This window comes from Sorangium sp. So ce367, assembly GCF_051520455.1.
Taxonomy (GTDB): domain Bacteria; phylum Myxococcota_A; class Polyangia; order Polyangiales; family Polyangiaceae; genus Sorangium; species Sorangium cellulosum_B.
The window spans coordinates 2,078,312-2,095,386 of record NZ_CP150334.1 but is presented as its reverse complement, the minus strand read 5'-3'; the positions used below and the strand labels follow the sequence as shown (position 1 = coordinate 2,095,386).

Here is a 17,075-nt window from a genome sequence, read left to right as displayed (position 1 = left end):
CAGATCTTAAAGCGATGCCGGTCAGCCAGCTCGGGCGACACGGTGGTGGCGCAGGACGGCGCGCTGACGAGCAAGACCCGGCAGGGACGCCTCCTGCGCAGGTAGACGGCGCGGCGGTGCCCTTCGCTCACCAGGCGCGTCGAGCGAACGCCCGCGCCGTTGCGCAGCCCCGCGCGCAACGGCGCGCCACGCCCCGTCGTCAGGGGCACGTCGCCGAGTCGTCGTTGTTGCTCACATACGCTTCTGGAACGCCTGTCCGCTCACGGAGCTCTTCCGCTTCACAGGTGGGGAGCTTCGGGTTCGTCGTGATCTCGAGACCGTAGTGGATCCGCTCGAGCGAAGAGAGTCCATCGATGCTGGTGAGCTCCGGGTTGTTTGAAATGGTGAGGTTTTGCTCGATCGCCCGGAGCGCAGAGAGTCCATCGATGGAAGTGAGCACGTCGTTGCTCGCGATGGTGAGATCTTGGTAGACAGTCTCGAGCGCCGAGAGCCCCCCGAGGCTCTCGAGCTTCGCGTTGCCGATGACGAGCAGGTTGGCGAGCTGACTCACGCCGTCGAGGCCCTGCAAGTTCCTGAGAGCCGCGTTGGACTTGAGCGCCACCGCGCCCGTGCCGGTCAGGTTGCGCAGCCCGGCGAGGCTCGCCAGGACAGGGTTGTTCTCGATCTGGATGCCATGGCGCACCGTCGTCAGACTCTCGAGTCCGCCCAGGTCAGCGAGGCGGAGGTTCGAATGGATGTTCAATGAGCCCTCCACGACCTTCAGGCCATGAAGCCCCGTCATGCTCGCGAGCGTATCGTTGTTCACGATCGTCAACCCCGCCGCGATGGACTCGAGCCGCTCGAGCCCCTCGAGCGTGGGCAGGTTACGCGTGTACCGGATGGTGATCGTGCCCGTGACGTGCCGCAGACAGCCAAGGCGGTGCAGCCGGTTCACCCCTTCGCTGAGCGTCAGGTCTCCCTGGACCTCCGAGATGAGCGGCAAATCGTCGATATCGACCTGGTGCTTCACGTCGAGCGAGCTCGAGATGGGCCGCGCCGTGGCGCAGTCCAGCTCCGCGGGTGCCCCCGCGCTCCCGCCGGTTCCATCAGGAACCCCGCCGCTCGTGCTGCCCGCGCCCATGCTGCCCGAGCTCGCGGACGCGCCGCCATCGCTCGACCCAGCCGATCCGAAGAGGCCACCCGTGCCGGAGCCGTTGCCCGTGGCTCCGCCCGCGCCACTTCCTCCAACACCTCCTCCTGAAGCCGTGTTCCCGGCCTCCCCGGAGCCGTCGACCTCGGAGGAGCTTCCCCCTTCCCTGTCGCCCGCGGCGCCTGGATCGTCAAGGAGCACCCTACCGCAAGCCAATGGGCCTCCTGCTGCGACGAGCCCTGCCGCCGCGATCGGCGCCCAGCACCAAACCCACCTGCTTCGCACCGGCATGACCGAACCTCCGCCACCCAGTATATGCTCAGGCGATGCCCTGGGGTGAGGGGTGGCGCCCGGCGAAGCCGCGCGGATCGAGTCCACACCGTCACGCGCGCCGAAGGTTGCGCCGCCATTGACGTAAATGTGCCATGAGCCCGCAGCGCCGGAGCACCGGGCCCCCGCGGCGCATTCATGGCTCGGGCGCGCGACGAGCCCGTCATGAATCGACGGCATCGTTCTCCGGTGCCTGGCAGTGCAGGTGAAGCTCTTTCACATGCGCGGCGCGTGCTCACGCGCTGATCGTTCCCCGACACGTGGCTCCTCGGCGACGGCACGCCGCGTGCTCGCCCCGAGGTGATGCGCTGGGCAGCGTTCCTCAACGCCGGTATGCACAGGGCCTTCAAGCCGATCTTCACGCCGCGTCGGTTCCTCGCTGCCCTCAAGCTTCTCCGCTTCAGCGAACGCATGCGCGCCGACCGGGCCGCGCAGAAGGCGCTCGCGCTCGACGCGTCTCCCTGACCGACCACGAGGATCCCATGCTCCAGAATCTCCGTTGCGCCTCTCGCACTTCGCGGTTCGTGAAGAGCGCCGCCACCTTGGCGATCGTCGCGGTGAGCCTGCTCGCCCGCCCCGCTGTCGCCGCGCCCGAGCCGGTCGTCACGACGCTCCTGACGAAGGAGCTCGCGAACATCCCCGGAAAGGAGGTGATGATGCTCCTCGTCGACTACCCCCCCGGCGGCGCCGATCCGGTGCACCGTCACGACGCCCACGGCTTCATCTATGTCCTCGAGGGCTCGATCGTGATGGGCGTGAAAGGCGGCAAGGAGGTGACGCTCACCCCTGGCCAGACCTTCTACGAGGGGCCCAACGACATCCATACCGTCGGCCGGAACGCGAGCACCAAGAAGCCCGCGAAGTTCCTGGTCGTGCTCGTGAAGAACCGGGGCGTGGCCCCGTTGCTGCCCGTCCACTGACGCATCTCGTGGAGAGCCGGCAGCAAGCGGCCAGTCGAGTCAGGTCCAATCCGGTCAAACGCGATCACACGGGATAGCTCACCGCCCCCGCGCCCGCCGGGACGCGGCCGCCCTCTCCAGAGCGGTGGGTCACCGGCGAGTGCTCGCCACGGGCTTGCCGCATCCGGACGAACGACCCATGGGACCTGGCGCCGGCGTGCCCTGCCTGGCACGCACGACGACGAGCGAGCAGGTGCTCGCAGGAAGAGGGGACGCGTGAAGTCGGTCGCTGCCTTGATGGCCGAGAGGGTGGTGTGTCTCGTCGAGGAGGAAGACCTACCGGAGGCTCGGCGGCTGGCGAACGGGCACGCGCTGCTCCGCACCCTCGCGGTCGGACTGTGCGGGACCGACCGAGAGATTGCCTCGTTCACGTACGGGTCCGCCCCGGCAGGGACGGACCGGCTCGTGCTGGGACACGAGGCGCTCGCCGAGGTCATGCAGACGGGTGAGGGCATGGTTCGCCTTCGTCCCGGAGATCTCGTGGTGCCGACCGTGCGTCGGCCCTGTGCCAGAATCGAGTGCCCGGCCTGCCGCGTCGGGCACCAGGACTTCTGCGCGACGGGCGAGTTCATCGAGCGCGGTATCTCCGGGGCGGGCGGCTTCATGACCGAGCTCTTCGTCGAGGAGGAGCGCTACCTCGTCCCCGTCCCTCCGGGGGTAGGCGAGCTCGGCGTCCTCGTCGAGCCGCTGAGCGTCGTGGCCAAAGCGTTCGCCCAGCTCGACGCCGCCCTGACGCGCCTGCCCTGGGAGAACGACACACCCCGGGGCCTGGTCCTCGGCGCCGGACCGATCGGCGTGCTCACGGCGATGGGGCTGGTCGCGAACGGTTATCGGACGGTCGTGTATTCGAGGGAGCCGACGGACGGCGATCAGGCGCGCTTCGTGCGCAGCATCGGCGCCGACTACGTATCGAGCGAGTCCACCGACGTCGCGGGGCTGGTGAGGCGCCACGGGCGGTTCGACGTGATCGTCGAAGCGGTCGGCGTGCCGGCGTTCGCGTTCAAGACCCTCCCCGCGCTGGCGGCGAACGGCGCGTTCATCCTCACCGGCATCCCTGCGCCGGGGCCCGCGATCGACTTCGACGCATCCGGCCTGATGCGCGATCTCGTCCTCCAGAACCAGCTGATGTTCGGGACCGTGAACGCCGGCCGCAAGTCCTACGAGGCAGCCGTCCGGATGCTCGAGCAGTTCCTGATCCTGTTTCCCGACGCCGCGCGCCGGGTGATCGCGCGGCGGATCTCGCTCGACGAGGCGCCGGCCTTGCTGCGCGCAGGGGGTGGTGGAGCGAAGACGGTGATCCACATCGCAGAGGCCGGAATGGCGACGCGCGATGAAGGGCTTCGGGCCGCTGGGTAGGCCGTGGCGCCCCCTCGTCCAGGAACCGGGAAGGAGAGCGATGAACCAGAAGCGAAAGCTGAGGAGCCAGGCGTGGTGGGACGACGCGACCAATCCGGAGATGACGGCGCTGTACCTCGAGCGCTACCTGAACTTCGGGCTGACCCGTGAAGAACTCCAGTCCGGCCGCCCCGTCATCGGGATCGCCCAGACGGGGAGCGACCTCGTGCCATGCAATCGCCATCATCTGAGCCTCGCCGTCCGGGTCAAGGAGGGCGTGCGTGACGCCGGCGGGATCCCGCTGGAATTCCCGGCGCACCCCCTCCAGGAGACAGGCAAGAGGCCCACTGCAGCCCTCGACCGGAACCTCGCGTACCTCGGGTTGGTCGAGGTGCTCCACGGATACCCGCTCGACGGCGTCGTCCTCACGACGGGCTGCGACAAGACAACGCCGTCCTGCCTGATGGCGGCGGCGACTGTCGACCTGCCCGCGATCGTGCTCTCGGGCGGGCCGATGTTGAACGGATATTACCGCGGGAGGCTCGCCGGCTCGGGGCTCGTCATCTGGGAGGCGCGCCGGCTCCTTGCTGCCGGCAGCATCGACTACGCGGAGTTCATGGACATGGTCGCCGCGGCGGCGCCCAGCGTCGGACACTGCAACACGATGGGGACGGCCCTGTCGATGAACGTCCTCGCCGAGGCCGTCGGGATGTCGCTGCCCGGATGCGCGGCGATCCCGGCGCCCTACCGGGAGCGGGCGCAGATGGCCTACGCGACCGGGCGCCGGATCGTGGAGATGGTGCACGAGGACCTGACGCCGAGCGCGATCATGACCAAGGCCGCGTTCGAGAACGCGATCGCCGTCGCTTCAGCGATCGGCGCGTCGACCAACTGCCCCATCCACATGAACGCCATCGCGCGCCACGTCGGGGTCGACTTGACGAACGACGATTGGCAGCGGGTCGGGCAAGACGTCCACTTGCTCGTCGACTGCCAGCCCGCCGGGCGCTTCCTGGGAGAGGACTTCTACCGCGCGGGGGGAGCGCCCGCCGTCATGAACGAGCTGCTCCGCGCAGGCCGCCTCCACGGGGATGCGCTCACGGTGTCCGGACGAACCCTGGGTGAGAACGTGGCGAGCGCCGCCGTCGCCGACCGCGACGTGATCCGGTCGTACGAAGATCCTCTGCTCCGCGCCGCCGGCCTGCTCGTCATGAGCGGGAACCTCTTCGACTCGGCCGTCATGAAGAGCAGCGTCATCGGAGAGATCTTCCGCAACCGCTACCTGTCGGACCCCGCGAATCCCGATGTCTTCGTGGCGCGGGCCATCGTCTTCGAGGGGCCGGAGGACTACCACGCTCGCATCAACGATCCGTCGCTCGGGATCGACGAGCGCTGCATCCTCGTCATGCGCAACGCGGGGCCCATCGCCTATCCGGGCTCCGCGGAGGTCGTGAACATGGATCCGCCCGACGCGCTGGTTCGAGAGGGGATATCCCTGCCGACGCTCGGCGATGGCCGCCAGAGCGGCACCTCGGACAGCCCCTCGATCCTGAACGCGTCGCCCGAGTCCGCGGTGGGCGGCGGCCTCGCGCTGATCCGGACGGGGGATCGCATCCAGGTCGATCTGCGCCGGCGTCGCGTGGACGTGTTGCTCTCCGACGACGAGATCGAGCAGCGCCGCAGGTCCCTGAAGCTGCCGGAGCTCGAGAACCAGACGCCATGGCAGGAGATCTACCGGAACGCGGTCGGTCCCCTGTCCACGGGCGCGTGCTTCGAGCCGGCCGTTCGGTACCAGCACCTCGTTCAGCTTCGCGGGCTGCCTCGCCACTCACACTGAACGGCACGGGAACGGAGGTAAGGACCATGAGCATGGAACGGACGGGGAAGGTCGTCGTGCTGGACTACGATTTCGGCGACGTCGACATCGAGCGCTCTCTCGTGGAGCCGGCCGGCTTCGAGCTGGTCGCCGCGCAGTGCAAGACCGAAGAGGACGTCGTGGCCGTCGCGCGCGACGCCGTCGGCGTGCTCACGCAGTACGCCGAGGTCAAGGGGCGAGCCATCTCGGGGCTCCGGCGCTGCCGGGTGATCGCTCGGTACGGCACCGGGGTCGACACCGTCGACGTCGCGGCAGCGACTGGCCGTGGCATCCGCGTCACCAACGCGCCAAACGACTGGTGCGCCGACGAGGTCGCCGACCACGCCGTGGCGCTCTTGCTCACGCTCGCCCGCAAGCTGCCCGCATACGATCGTGCCACGCGCGGCGGATCCTGGTCCTGGCAGGATGGCCGGCCGATCCACCGGATGCGGGGCGCGACCCTGGGGCTCCTGTCGTTCGGCGCGATCGCCCGAAACGTCGCCGCGAGGATGGCGAGCTTCGGTGTGCGCGTCACGGCGCACGACCCCTTTCTCGACGCGGACGAGATCCGCGCCGCCGGCGCTGACCCCGTGTCCTTCGACGAGCTCCTGGAGCGCTCCGACTACCTCGTCATCCAGGCGCCGTTGACCCAGGGGACCCATGGTCTCTTCGGGGAACGCGAGCTCCGGCGCATGAAGCCGACAGCGATCCTCGTCAACACCGCCCGTGGCCCGATCATCGACGACGACGCTCTGTACCGGGCGCTCGAGGAGGGATGGATCGCGGGGGCCGGGCTCGACGACCTCGCCGAGGAGCCGGCGAAGCGCCGGGACTGGAGGCCGACGAGCCCGCTCTTCTCGCTCGAGAATGTCGTCATCTCGCCCCACGCTGCCTATTACTCGGAAGAGTCGATCGAGTTCGTCCGACGATTCGCGGCGAGCGAGGTCGTTCGCGTCCTGTCCGGACAGGAGCCGATGTCGCCCGTGAACCTCATGGCCGCTTGAGCCCGCCGCCTCGCCAGCGCCGGCGGCCACGAGCTGGCCGTCGCCATGGCGACTCACGCCGCCCTGAGCCCCGACTCCGGGCGCGCTCGACCGAAGGCGTCGCACCTGCCCCAGCGCCCCGGGATGTCGAGCAGCCGGATCTCCCCGAGCTCGGCGGGGACCGCCGGATCGACGAACAGGCGATTGCCCATCGGCTCCAGCCCGAGCACCACGCGCAGGAAGAGCAAGGGAGCCGCGGTGGCCCAGGCCTGGGGGCTGCACGCGGTCGGATACTCGACAGGGAAACTGGTGAGCTCTCGTGGATACCCGGCGAACGCCTCCGGCAAGCGGTAGTGGAAGAAGGGCGCCGCGGCCAGGTTGCCCGTCGCGACGCGCCCTGCCTCCACGCTGAAGCCGTACCGCCGGAGCCCGAGCGCGATCAGCGAGTTCTCGTGCGGCCAGACCGTGCCCACGTGATACCCGATGGGGTTGTACCCGCCCTCGTCGTCGGCCATGGTGCGCACCCCCCAGCCGCTGAACAGATGCGGCCCGAGGAGGTGCTCCACCACGCGTTCGGCCTTGGAGGTCTCGACGATACCGCTCCAGAGCAGGTGGCCGATGTTCGAGGTCAACGAGTCGACCCGGCGCTTCTGGCCATCCAGCGCGAGCGCGAAGAACCCGCGATCGTCGAGCCAGAAGTCCTGATTGAACCGACGTTTCAGCTCGGCCGCGTCTCGCTCCAGGCGCGCCGCCAGCTCGGGGTCCCGCCAGAACTCGCGCGCGAGCCGGGCGCCGCGCACCTTCGCGTCGTAGACGTAGCCCTGGATCTCGCAGCACGCGAGGGGCCGCCGCGCGAGCGATCCGTCATGAAAGACGATGGAGTCCCACGAGTCTTTCCAGCACTGGTTCTCCAGGCCGGTCTCGGGGTTGCGCGTGTCGTACTCGACATACCCGTCCCCGTCGCGGTCGCCCCACTCATCGATCCATCGAAGCGCGGCGCGCGCTGTGTGCTCCATCGACAGGACGAGCTCCGCGTCGCCGGTCCAGCGCTCGTACTCGTCCAGCAGGATCAGGAAGAGCGGCGTCGCGTCGGCAGAGCCGAAGTAGGGAGAGTGCGGCCGCTCCTCGAAGGCGGTCAGCTCGCCCCAGCGAACCTCGTGGAGGATCTTTCCCGGCTCCTCGTCGCGGAAGTCGTCCCGGCGGCTGCCCTGGCGGCGCGCGAGGTAGCGGAGCGTGGAGCGCGAGAGCTCGGGGACGAACGGCAACGCTTGCAGGCTCGTGATGATGCTGTCCCGGCCGAAGGCCGCCATGAACCACGGCAGGCCGGCGGCCGGAATGGCGGCGTCCGGCATCAGCTTGGAGAAGAAGCGCAGCGCGGCCAGGTCGATGAGGCTCCGCTCGTACGTCCGGGCGAGCGTCTCGTTCGCGGTGAGGAGCCGCGGCGCGTGGTCGATCCAGCTCTCGAGGCTGATGCCGATGTTCGGGCGCGCGTGGCTCTCGCCGTGGGCGTACTTCACCCGGGTGTGCCGCTCCTCGAGGCCGTCGATCGCCGCCACGACGTCGAGGCACGTGCTCCAGCGGCCGTGCGGCGCGATGCTCGCCCGGAAGGTCAAGCCGCTCGGATCGATCTGCGCGGGCTGCGAGGCGGAGATCCACGTCTCGCGCACGAAGCGCTCGCGTCGATAGCCGAGGACGAGCCGATTGTCCTCGATGCGGTGATAGCGCTCCCCTTTCTTCGGGAGCATGTCCTTGACCTCGAACAGGTCGGCGAAATCGGCGCCGGCCTGGATGCGGACCTCGAGCTCGACGGGGAGCTTGCCGTGGTTCATGAGCAGGAGATCCTCGTGGAAGCCGTCGCCCGCGAACCGGCTCCGGACGATCGAGAGCGTCGATTCGACGTACATCGCGGCGGGCCTCGGGACGAGGAAGAACTGGGCCTGGAAGTACTGCACGTCGTCGGTGGACAGCGCGGCCGGAACGACGCCGTCGATCGTCAGGATCCACTCGGAGAGAAAGCGCGTATCGAGGTGAAAGAGGCCGAGCGGCCGGCTGACGGAGTGCTCGATGTTGCCGCGCAGATCGCTGACGACGAACGTGCCGCCGTCCAGAATGCTCACTTGCCGTTCCATGGGCCCCCTCCGAATACGGTGGCTCAGCGCGTCGCTTCCGGAGCCTGTTGATCTCCCGGGGAGAAGACGCTCTGAAACATCTGGGCGACGCCCAGGTCTCCTCGCACGCCGACGCGGCCCTGCATGATCGCCGTGATCAGGTTCTGTTCACCGCGAAAGATCCGCATGAAATCGTCGAGCGAGCACGAGAGCTGGCAGTCCTCGCTCGCGCCTTCGGGCGCGATTCCGAAGGACCCGTCGGCGATCTCCACGACGACGCGCTCGTCGTCGCTGAGCTGCACGGCGCACACCTTCCGTGTTCCTCGCAGCCGGGCGTCGTAGCGTCCTGCCGCGAGATCCTGGATGAGCTTTCTTGCTTGCGACATGAAGTGTGTCCGGTTTGCCAACCTGGCCTTCGCGCTCGCCGCGCTCTTGACCCCGAGCAAGGCGTGTGCCCTTCTGCACGGCGCGGAGATCGCCTCTTCACGGTCGCGTGTGGAGCACGCGAGCGCCGCCCAGCGCGATCAGGACCATCGACATACCGCCGGTCAGGAGGCTGATTCCGACGAGCAAGCCGAGCACCCTCACGGCCGTTGTGACGCCGCCCGTGAGGATCAGCATCCCGAGCCCAAACGCCAGGATGCCGTCGAACACGAGCCATCCCGAGCCCCGCAGCCCGCGGTGCTGATAGGCGCGGATGAGCTTGAGCGCGCCCTCGGAGACGAAGTACGCCGCGGCGATCACCATCAGCGCGACCTTGCCGGTCATCGGGGCGACCACAAGGAGGAGCCCGAACGCCACCTGCACCAGGGCGCTCACGAGCTCCCAGCCGGAGCCGGCCCAGCCGCGGCTCTGGATGGCGTGACAGCCCTCGGCCACGCCGGCGAGCACGATCAACCAGCCGAGGGCGATGGCGGTGACCCGGGAGGCGACGAAGGGCATCACGAACGCGAGCACCCCGAGCACCATCGAGGCCACGCCGAGCGCGAGGAACCAACCGCGGTTCTCCCGCACGGTGTGAAAGTCGACCTGCGCAAAGCGAAGCGACCTCGGGGACTCTCCGAGCGGAGCAACCATGGGAGACCTCTCTAATTCGTGGAGCACGCGTGTCCCGTCGGTCACCCGCCGCGCGAGGGCGAGGTGGCCGGGACCGCGTCGGCTTCGAGCATCGTCCGTGCCAGTACGCCGGCGGGAACATTGTGCCTGGCGCTCGCCGGAGGCGTCGCGGCCGAGGACGGCCCAAAGCACACCGCCTGATCAGCGGGCGGCGGCCTTCGCGGCCCTGGTGCTCGGACTGGCCGCCTGCCGGACCGCGCGCCGCTGGAGCTTCGAGCCCTGCTTTGCGCGATTGGCGCTCTTGCGCGTCGACTTGCGAGACGGGCGGTCCTTCGCCGAGTCTTCGAGCGTCGCCGTGGCCTTCCGTGTCCTCCGCATCGTGTTGCGCCGCGCCGTCGAGCCGCCGCCCGCCTTCCGGTCGGTCGCGCTCCGCCCCGGAGCGGCCGTGTCGACGGGAACGTCACGCCGCGACTTCTCGGGCCGCTCCAGCGCGCGCTCGAGGTTCTCCTTGCCGCGCCCCACGCGCCGCCCGATGAAGCTGCCCTCGGGCGATGGATGACCGGGCCGCGCCGGAGCCGCCGCGCTGCGCTTCGCCGCTCGCGCCGTGGGCTTCGGGCTGCGCGCCGCCGCGCGTGATGCGGCGCGCGGCGCGCGCTCGAGGGCGCTCTGCACGGCCCGCACGATCCCCGGGACGGCTCTGTCGATCGTCTCGCGCGGCTCGTGACCTCGCATCTGGTAGACGACGCTCGGGTGCCCGCTCAGGACGACCTTCACGTCACACGCGACGTCGACGCCGCCGCGCGGCCCGTTCACATCCGTGAAGCGCACCGTGAGCCGCTCGATGTCGGGCGCGAACCGCCCGAGCTTCGCCCCGAGGGTCTGGCGCACGTGCGCCCTCGTCGCCTCGTCGACGCCGACGCCGAAGGTCCGCACCGCCAACGGCGTCCGCTCCGTCGGTGTGCGCCCGGCGCGCGCCCGGACCGGTCGCGGCACGGTGGAAGGGAACTGCGGACGTCGCCCGGTGGATGGTCGCCCCATGCGCGCAACATCGAGACCGGCCCCCCGTCGTCAAGCGCCGCGGCCACCGGCGAGGACGTGTTCCTGTTCCCTCCTCCGCACCTCGGCCGGCTGCCCATCCTCGCCGCCCGGTCCCCCGCGCGTCCGCCGCTGGCGCCGGAGTCCCTCGGCCAGGACCTCGCGCTCGCAGAGCTCGAACGCCGCGAACCTTGGCCGAGGCGGTCAGTTGGCGGGCGGGATGAAGAGGCCCGGGCAGGGCTCGTCCCCGAAGACCCTGGAGCCGAGCCGGTACATCGTGATCTTCGGGTTCGGCGCCCAGTTCCAGCTGCCCCCGGCGTGGGAGTAATCGTTCGACTGGTTGAACGCCTGCCAGTTCGACGCGTGGAACGCGATGTTGAACCGGTCGGTGGTGGACGAGGGATCGACCGAGAGGAACGGCAAGCGCACGTCGAGGTAATGCGTCGCGCCCGCGCAGCCGCCCCCGGGCACCTCGTGGAAGCTCATCTCGAGCTCGCTCGAGCAACCCCAGCACGTCGCCTCGAGCGAGCCGGGCGGCTCCTGGCTGAAGTAGTACCGCACGGTCGAGCCCGCGAGGTACACGCTCTCGCTCCCCGTGTTGCGCACCTGGATCCCGGGCGTCACCCAGCTCGGCTGCGGCGCGTGGGAGTCGTACAGCACCTCCAGCTGGCAGTCCGCCGGGCACGACGTGGTGCTCTCGCCGCTGCTGCAGATGCCGTCGCCGCAGGAGCAGTCGCTCGCGCACGACGCCGGGCTCTCGAGCGGGCCGCAGGCGCCGTCGCCGCAGGAGCACAGGTCCGAGGCCGTGCGCTCGCACATGGCCTGGATGGCCCGGAAGGCATAGGTCACGTCCTCGCCGCGGCACGCGTCGTCGGCGCAGGTGAACGGACGCACGCAGTCGCCGTCCTGCACGAAGTCGCGCTCGCCGCGCACCAGGATGCCCACGAGCTCCTTCGTATTCAGATCGAACACCCCGGACCCGGAGTTGCCCACGAACGTGTCCAGGTTGCCGACGAAGAAGTCGAGGCTCGGCGCGTTGCTCCGGATCGCCGCCCCGTCGGCCAGCTTGAGCGGCAACCCGCGGGGGAAGCCGTGCACGACGAGCGGCGTGCCGATCGCCAGGGGATCGCTCGACACGCGCACCGCGGCGGGCGTCCGCCCCACGACCGGCCGATCGAGCCGCACGACCGTGTAGTCCGCGCCCCGCCGGTCCTGGTAATAGCTGACGAAATTCACGCAGCTGTAGACGTCATCGCTCGTGATCTGGCCGAGCTGGCCGGACGGCGTCATCGCGTAATCGAAGACGAAGCGGCTGCTATTGCAGTTGTTGATGCAGTGCGCGGCCGTGAGCACCAGGTCGTCGTCGATCAGCGTCCCGCTGCAGTCGGCGAGCGCCGGCTGGGACGCGAAGCGCTCGTCGAGGCACACGCCGTCGCGCCCCGCCCACGTGGGCCCGGCGATCTGGATGTCGTTCGGGTCCGAGTCGTCGACGGCCGACGCGGGGACGAGCGCCACGGTGAAGTCGAGCGCCCGCGCGGCCCAGACGGGATCCGCGTACGTGAAGGGCTCCTCGCGGTCATCCTGGCCATAGATGACCTCGGAGCGGGCCTCGCCGGCGGCCTCCTCCCCGGCGGGCGCGGGCGCCGCGCACCCCGCGGCGGCCCCCACGGACAACAAGCCAGCAGCAATGATGAAGTGGTTCGCTCTCATGACAAGCTCCCAAGTGTTCGAGGCAGAGCGAGGATCACCGCGCGGGCCCGATGACGACGTGTCGATGCCTGGCCGGCGTCGAGCAAGGATCTGACGCCCGACAGGCAAGGACCCCCGAGTGGCACGCTCTTCCCGTTCTCAGCGAGGGGGATCTACTTCCTCGCGAGGCGCGCACCAATTCATATGCGCCATGGACCTCATGCACACGCTGCATCGAGCCGGCGCGGCCCGGGGCGCGAGCGCCCGCGGGGGCGCGCCCCTGACGACGGATTGACCATTGTCCAATGGATTGGCGCCGCCTCCAGCAGGCGGACATCCCGGGCTTACCCTCGTCGCATCGGGAGAACGTCCTCCTGGGGAGCGCCACAATGAAGGTAGCCATCTTGACCGGCAGCGTGAGGAGCGGGAGACAGTCGCACAAGATCGCCCATCACCTGGAGCGGAAGCTCCGGGAGCGGGGCGCCGAGGCCGATCGGATCGATCTGGCGGAGACGCCGTTGCCGATCCTGGAGGACCGGTCGGGTCGTCCCCCGCAGCTCCAGGCGACGGTTCAGGGGCTGAGCGCGCGCCTCCGCGGGGCGGACGCGCTCGTGTTCGTGACGCCGGAATACCACGGGAGCTTCTCGGGCGTGCTGAAGAACGCCCTCGATTATTTCTGGGAGGAGTTCAACAAGAAGCCGATCGGCGTGGTCGCGGTCTCCGCGGGGAAGCTCGGGGGCATCAACGCCTCGACGCAGCTCCAGCACGTGATCCTGAGCCTCGGAGCATTCCCCCTGCCCCTCAAGCTGCTCGTCCCGGAGGTCCAGAGCGTCTTCGACGAGTCGCTCCAGCTCAGGAGCGAGCAGGTCGCGAAGGCGGCCGACAGGTTCCTCGACGAGTACCTCTGGTTCGCTCAGGCCATCGTCCAGGCGAAGCAGGCCGGCGAGATCTCCCGGCCCCTGGTCGCATGAGGTCGTCCTCCTACATCGACCTCCACGTCCACGCCGACGACAGGAGCGCGAACGCGCGTGCGGACAAGCGGGCGAACGACCTGGGAAACTGACGGCCTGACGAGTCCCAGCCTGTGGCTCACGAACATCGCGTGGCTCGCCGTCGAGGCAGCCAGGGCTCCGGCTCTCGGGAGCAGGGCGTCTTGCGGTGTCGCGCGAGGTTCGATATCGTCGGTCGTCGGCGAAAGGAGCGCCTCAACCACCATCGGATATGGCTCAATACCTTTCTCCACATCCCGGGCTCGAGGGCTCCGGGAGCGCCTTCGCGTCGGTCGCCGCAGCTCTCGGGGCGCACGGAGACATCGGGAAGAAGGTGCTCTCGACGCTGGGAGCGGCTGAGCTGGTCGCGGGCGAGTGGTACCCTCTCCAGATGCTCCTCGACCTGCTGAAGGGCGTGGCCCGGGCGACCGGGGACCATACGCTGCTCGCCATCGGGAAGGCGCTCGTGGATCACGCCGTGTGGCCGGCCATGCCGCCGACCATGGTGGACGCCCTCCAGATGATCGACGTGGCATACCACATGAATCACAGGCTCGACGGAGAGGTGATGTTCGATCCGGCGACCGGCGTCATGCGGGAGGGGATCGGCCACTATCGCTGTCATCCGGAGAAGCACCAGATCATCGTGGTCTGCGATACGCCTTATCCCTCGGAGCTCGATCGTGGGGTCCTGCTCGGCACGGCGCGGCGAGCGGCGTCGCGCGGGGTCAGGCCGCGCGTCGATGTCGTGCTCGACGAGTCCCGCCCGTCGCGGAAGCGCGGCGCCGACTCCTGTACCTACCGCGTCACATGGTGAACCTGGGATGTTGATCATCGGCGGGCAGCGCACCTCGACCCTTCGCTGATCATCGAGGCCCGCACGAGCAACGTGCGTCTCCTTCGTGGCTCCGCGCGCAGCGGGCAGCAGAGCCTCCGCCTCGTCGCGTCGCCTCGTTGGCCGGGCGCGGTCGACCTCGAGACCTCCGGCGGGCAGGAACTCCAAGCGCCTTTGCGGATGTCAAGAAATTTTAGCCTCTCCCGCCTCCGGGTCAGTCGAGTGGACATGATCTGCCCTGTGAATCTCGCCCGTGTAATAATCCAATAAAATTAACATGTCAGCTGACTTGCTGTGAGCGAAATCACCACCGTGAGCTACCGTCGAGATGTCCCCGCGCGCCAGCTGCGCCGCACGCCCTCCGAACGCGGCGCTCCGAACGAGCCCTGACCCGGCGCGGCGCCTCGAGGGAGGCCCGCCCGCCTCGTCCTCCCTCGGCATCGAGCACAGCCGCGGCCGGTCGATTGGAATTGACATCGGGAATGTGAACGTTCACTTTCCTCCTTGAGGGGCATCCTTTTGCTTCGACGATCGACGGCGTGCCGCCTGGGTCCGTGGGCGCCTGAAGACCCGTGTACACGTGCCCCGTCAGCACCGCGGGAGGATCGCAAGGTCAGATAAACATCGAATTGTTCCATGACACCGGCCGATGGCGTGCACGACCTTTGCCTGCGGTTCGCGGGGAACCGGTCCCATCGGCTGTTCAACCTGGACCATTTCGACTTCAAGCTGGGTATTCTGCCGTCGGCTCAGGCAGCCCTGCGCTCGCCCCGCGTCGTGATTGCATCTCGCAACCTCGCCCGGCCGGCGCCGGGCCGGCGCCGGGCCGGCGCCGGGCCGGCGCCGGGCCGGGCGCTGCCGCATCCGGGCTGCGATAAAGATTTATAGCGTGGGTCGAGTCGAGGGCGACGCCTCGGGGGCACACCAGGCTACCAGCGACTCGAACCGCGGAGAGACGCGAATGGAGTCCATTTCTTCGATCGCTCGAGGGAATACGGTGTTGTTATGAAAAATAGATCGAGTTTGGCTTTCACCTTGGCCGCGCTGGGCATGATCGTCGGCGCTTGCGGCGGCTCGAATGACGACGGCGACGTTGGGGGGAGCGGCGGAGCCCCTGCGGGCGCTGGAGGGAGCGTGAGCGGCTCGGGCGGCGCGCAGGCGAGCACCACCGGAGGGCCTCTGCCTTCGGGCTCGAGTAGCTCGCAGAGCACGGCCGGAGGGTCTGACGCCTCCGGCTCGGCCACGAGCGGAGGAGCGCCTGCCGGCGGCGGCGGGGAGACGTCTGGCGGGAACGGAGGCTCGGGCGGCGACGGCGGCGGCGGCGGCCAGGTCAATCGGCCCGAAGTGGTGCTGGCGGGTGACAATGTGAACGCTAACGGACCGCTCGAGACGACGGTTCAGGACCTCTCGTTCAGCGGCGGTGGCCACATTCTCGTCAGGCCGACGACGCTCACCACCGAGCCCAACAAGAAGCACCCGGTGGCCATTTGGGGTCCGGGCGGAGGTACCCCTCCTCGCGACTACCTACAGCTGCTGACGCGCATGGCCTCGCACGGCTTCGTCCTCGTCGGTATTCGAGAGTCGACGGGCAACGCCGTGCTCATGTCGGCGGCGATCGATTGGCTGGAGGCTCAGGACGCCGATCAGAACAGCCCCATGTACGGCCGCTTGATCCTCGACCGCGTTGGTGTGTTCGGGCACTCGATGGGCGGGCTGTCGTCGGAAGCGGCTGCTCAAACCGATAAGCGCGTCTCCACCGCGTTGCTCAACAACAGCGGCTCCTTCGAGCACAACGCCCTCGTCAATCTCAAGATCCCTGTCGGCATCATCTACGGTGAAACGGGTCAAGAGGCGCCCAACGCCGAGGGTGACTTCAACAACGCCGGCAACAAGGGGCCAGTCTGGCTCGGCAAGATGAAGGGCGGTGGTCACGGCTCGGGGCCTTGGGACGGCGCCGGAGCGAACGTTGCTTGGATGCGTTGGCACCTCGGCGGGGAGAACTCCCGCAAGGACGCGTTCCTCAAAGACGGTGGCGACTACAACAACAAGGGCGTGTGGCAGACTCAGTCCAAGAATTGGAACGAGTGGAAGAACTGGAACGAGTGACAGGCGGTACACCGAGCAGACCTTCGTGCTCGGCAGCATCACGTTTCAGGACGGGCTCGTGACATGAGCCCGGCTGGCTGCGTCTGGCGCGCCCTGTTCTTCGAGGATGTCGCAACCTAGGACGACAAACATGTTGAAGATCGTCTAGTTTCGATAGGTTATGCCGCCTCCTGGATGAGCCGCTGGGCGGCCTCGAGATTCTGGATGGCGGCTGCGCGCCGGAGGTCGAATAGGTTTCTCCTGGCGCCGATGTAGCGCGCGCTGTGTCCTTTCCGCGCCGCGATATGGGCGAGCGCATGCTCCACAGCCGTGCGCTGCCGGAGCACGGCGCGTCCTGGCCCGGTCTGCTGCAGCTTCCGGAACTTGCGCTGCAGCGCCTCGTCCTCGGCGATGGACACGGTTCGGCCTCGTCCCGACGCGGCTTGAGTGCATTTGGCTCGGAGAGGGCACGCGCCGCACTCCTCAGGATCGAACTCGACCGTGTCGCCCGGTTCGAACACTTCGACCTGCCCTGCCGGACACGTAATCGTCTTGGTACGCAGGTCAATCTTGAAGTCGCGCTTGCTGAACAAGTCGGGGCTGCGAGCCCGCTGCCCCCAAGGCTTCGAGAACACCCGACCCTTCGCGCGGAGCACGTCATCAACGACGGGACTGTTCACGTAGGCG

General features: G+C 68.7%; 16 protein-coding genes. 9 read left to right on the top strand and 7 right to left on the bottom strand.

The genetic code is table 11. The features are described 5' to 3' along the window. Positions 1 to 199: 199 nt before the first annotated feature. The gene (locus tag WME97_RS08060; protein ID WP_437550862.1) at positions 200 to 1,345 is read right to left on the bottom strand and encodes a hypothetical protein; all 1,146 of its coding nucleotides are present in this window, start codon (positions 1,343 to 1,345) and stop codon (positions 200 to 202) included. A 414-nt stretch (positions 1,346 to 1,759) separates the two neighbouring features. Between WME97_RS08060 and WME97_RS08055 the strand changes: the two genes are divergently transcribed. From WME97_RS08055 to WME97_RS08035, 5 genes are all read left to right on the top strand, one after another. After that, entirely contained in the window at positions 1,760 to 1,924 is a 165-nt protein-coding gene (locus WME97_RS08055) for a hypothetical protein (RefSeq protein WP_437550861.1), read from the top strand. Between the two features lie 17 nt (positions 1,925 to 1,941). Then, entirely contained in the window at positions 1,942 to 2,379 is a 438-nt protein-coding gene (locus WME97_RS08050) for a cupin domain-containing protein (protein ID WP_437550859.1), read from the top strand. 255 nt (positions 2,380 to 2,634) lie between these two features. Next, a complete protein-coding gene (locus tag WME97_RS08045; protein ID WP_437550857.1) occupies positions 2,635 to 3,774 on the top strand; it encodes a glucose 1-dehydrogenase in 1,140 nt (379 codons plus the stop codon). Between the two features lie 40 nt (positions 3,775 to 3,814). Beyond that, positions 3,815 to 5,590 carry an IlvD/Edd family dehydratase gene (locus WME97_RS08040; RefSeq protein WP_437550854.1) on the top strand — a complete coding sequence of 592 codons (1,776 nt, stop codon included), beginning with the start codon at positions 3,815 to 3,817 and terminating at the stop codon, positions 5,588 to 5,590. Positions 5,591 to 5,616: 26 nt separating this feature from the next. Further along, positions 5,617 to 6,612 (top strand): C-terminal binding protein, encoded by a 996-nt coding sequence (locus WME97_RS08035; protein WP_437550852.1) that lies wholly within the window; start codon positions 5,617 to 5,619, stop codon positions 6,610 to 6,612. A gap of 53 nt (positions 6,613 to 6,665) precedes the next feature. On the opposite strand, the gene WME97_RS08030 is transcribed toward WME97_RS08035, so the two are convergent. The 5 genes from WME97_RS08030 to WME97_RS08010 all read right to left on the bottom strand — a co-directional run bounded on the left by WME97_RS08030 (position 6,666) and on the right by WME97_RS08010 (position 12,500). Next, positions 6,666 to 8,720, bottom strand: coding sequence for an amylo-alpha-1,6-glucosidase (locus tag WME97_RS08030; protein WP_437550850.1), 2,055 nt, complete (start codon positions 8,718 to 8,720; stop codon positions 6,666 to 6,668). Between the two features lie 23 nt (positions 8,721 to 8,743). Next, on the bottom strand, positions 8,744 to 9,085 hold the full coding sequence (locus WME97_RS08025) for an SCP2 sterol-binding domain-containing protein (protein WP_437550848.1): 342 nt from the start codon (positions 9,083 to 9,085) through the stop codon (positions 8,744 to 8,746). Positions 9,086 to 9,182: 97 nt separating this feature from the next. Next, a complete protein-coding gene (locus WME97_RS08020) occupies positions 9,183 to 9,776 on the bottom strand; it encodes an HdeD family acid-resistance protein (RefSeq protein ID WP_437550846.1) in 594 nt (197 codons plus the stop codon). A gap of 180 nt (positions 9,777 to 9,956) precedes the next feature. After that, positions 9,957 to 10,694, bottom strand: coding sequence for a hypothetical protein (locus tag WME97_RS08015; RefSeq protein ID WP_437550844.1), 738 nt, complete (start codon positions 10,692 to 10,694; stop codon positions 9,957 to 9,959). 300 nt (positions 10,695 to 10,994) lie between these two features. Further along, the gene (locus WME97_RS08010) at positions 10,995 to 12,500 is read right to left on the bottom strand and encodes a trypsin-like peptidase domain-containing protein (RefSeq protein ID WP_437550842.1); all 1,506 of its coding nucleotides are present in this window, start codon (positions 12,498 to 12,500) and stop codon (positions 10,995 to 10,997) included. Positions 12,501 to 12,868: 368 nt separating this feature from the next. On the opposite strand from WME97_RS08010, the gene WME97_RS08005 reads away from it, so the two are divergent. From WME97_RS08005 to WME97_RS07990, 4 genes are all read left to right on the top strand, one after another. Next, positions 12,869 to 13,450 (top strand): NADPH-dependent FMN reductase, encoded by a 582-nt coding sequence (locus WME97_RS08005; RefSeq protein ID WP_437550840.1) that lies wholly within the window; start codon positions 12,869 to 12,871, stop codon positions 13,448 to 13,450. 250 nt (positions 13,451 to 13,700) lie between these two features. Continuing rightward, complete coding sequence (locus tag WME97_RS08000) at positions 13,701 to 14,285, top strand: hypothetical protein (RefSeq protein ID WP_437550838.1); 585 nt, start codon at positions 13,701 to 13,703, stop codon at positions 14,283 to 14,285. A gap of 654 nt (positions 14,286 to 14,939) precedes the next feature. Continuing rightward, positions 14,940 to 15,191, top strand: coding sequence for a hypothetical protein (locus WME97_RS07995; RefSeq protein WP_437550836.1), 252 nt, complete (start codon positions 14,940 to 14,942; stop codon positions 15,189 to 15,191). A gap of 117 nt (positions 15,192 to 15,308) precedes the next feature. Beyond that, positions 15,309 to 16,409, top strand: coding sequence for a poly(ethylene terephthalate) hydrolase family protein (locus WME97_RS07990; RefSeq protein WP_437550834.1), 1,101 nt, complete (start codon positions 15,309 to 15,311; stop codon positions 16,407 to 16,409). 158 nt (positions 16,410 to 16,567) lie between these two features. Here WME97_RS07990 and WME97_RS07985 read toward each other — a convergent pair whose 3' ends face one another. Further along, complete coding sequence (locus tag WME97_RS07985) at positions 16,568 to 17,068, bottom strand: transposase (protein ID WP_437550832.1); 501 nt, start codon at positions 17,066 to 17,068, stop codon at positions 16,568 to 16,570. Positions 17,069 to 17,075: the final 7 nt, after the last annotated feature.

Bases quoted from the DNA above. Each gene is read 5' to 3' on its own strand.
- WME97_RS08030 (WP_437550850.1), bottom strand. From the start codon at position 8,720: ATGGAACGGCAAGTGAGCATTCTGGACGGCGGCACGTTCGTCGTCAGC.
- WME97_RS08010 (WP_437550842.1), bottom strand. From the start codon at position 12,500: ATGAGAGCGAACCACTTCATCATTGCTGCTGGCTTGTTGTCCGTGGGG.
- WME97_RS07995 (WP_437550836.1), top strand. From the start codon at position 14,940: ATGACACCGGCCGATGGCGTGCACGACCTTTGCCTGCGGTTCGCGGGG.
- WME97_RS08000 (WP_437550838.1), top strand. From the start codon at position 13,701: ATGGCTCAATACCTTTCTCCACATCCCGGGCTCGAGGGCTCCGGGAGC.
- WME97_RS08035 (WP_437550852.1), top strand. From the start codon at position 5,617: ATGAGCATGGAACGGACGGGGAAGGTCGTCGTGCTGGACTACGATTTC.
- WME97_RS08040 (WP_437550854.1), top strand. From the start codon at position 3,815: ATGAACCAGAAGCGAAAGCTGAGGAGCCAGGCGTGGTGGGACGACGCG.
- WME97_RS08050 (WP_437550859.1), top strand. From the start codon at position 1,942: ATGCTCCAGAATCTCCGTTGCGCCTCTCGCACTTCGCGGTTCGTGAAG.
- WME97_RS07990 (WP_437550834.1), top strand. From the start codon at position 15,309: ATGAAAAATAGATCGAGTTTGGCTTTCACCTTGGCCGCGCTGGGCATG.
- WME97_RS08005 (WP_437550840.1), top strand. From the start codon at position 12,869: ATGAAGGTAGCCATCTTGACCGGCAGCGTGAGGAGCGGGAGACAGTCG.
- WME97_RS08025 (WP_437550848.1), bottom strand. From the start codon at position 9,085: ATGTCGCAAGCAAGAAAGCTCATCCAGGATCTCGCGGCAGGACGCTAC.
- WME97_RS08020 (WP_437550846.1), bottom strand. From the start codon at position 9,776: ATGGTTGCTCCGCTCGGAGAGTCCCCGAGGTCGCTTCGCTTTGCGCAG.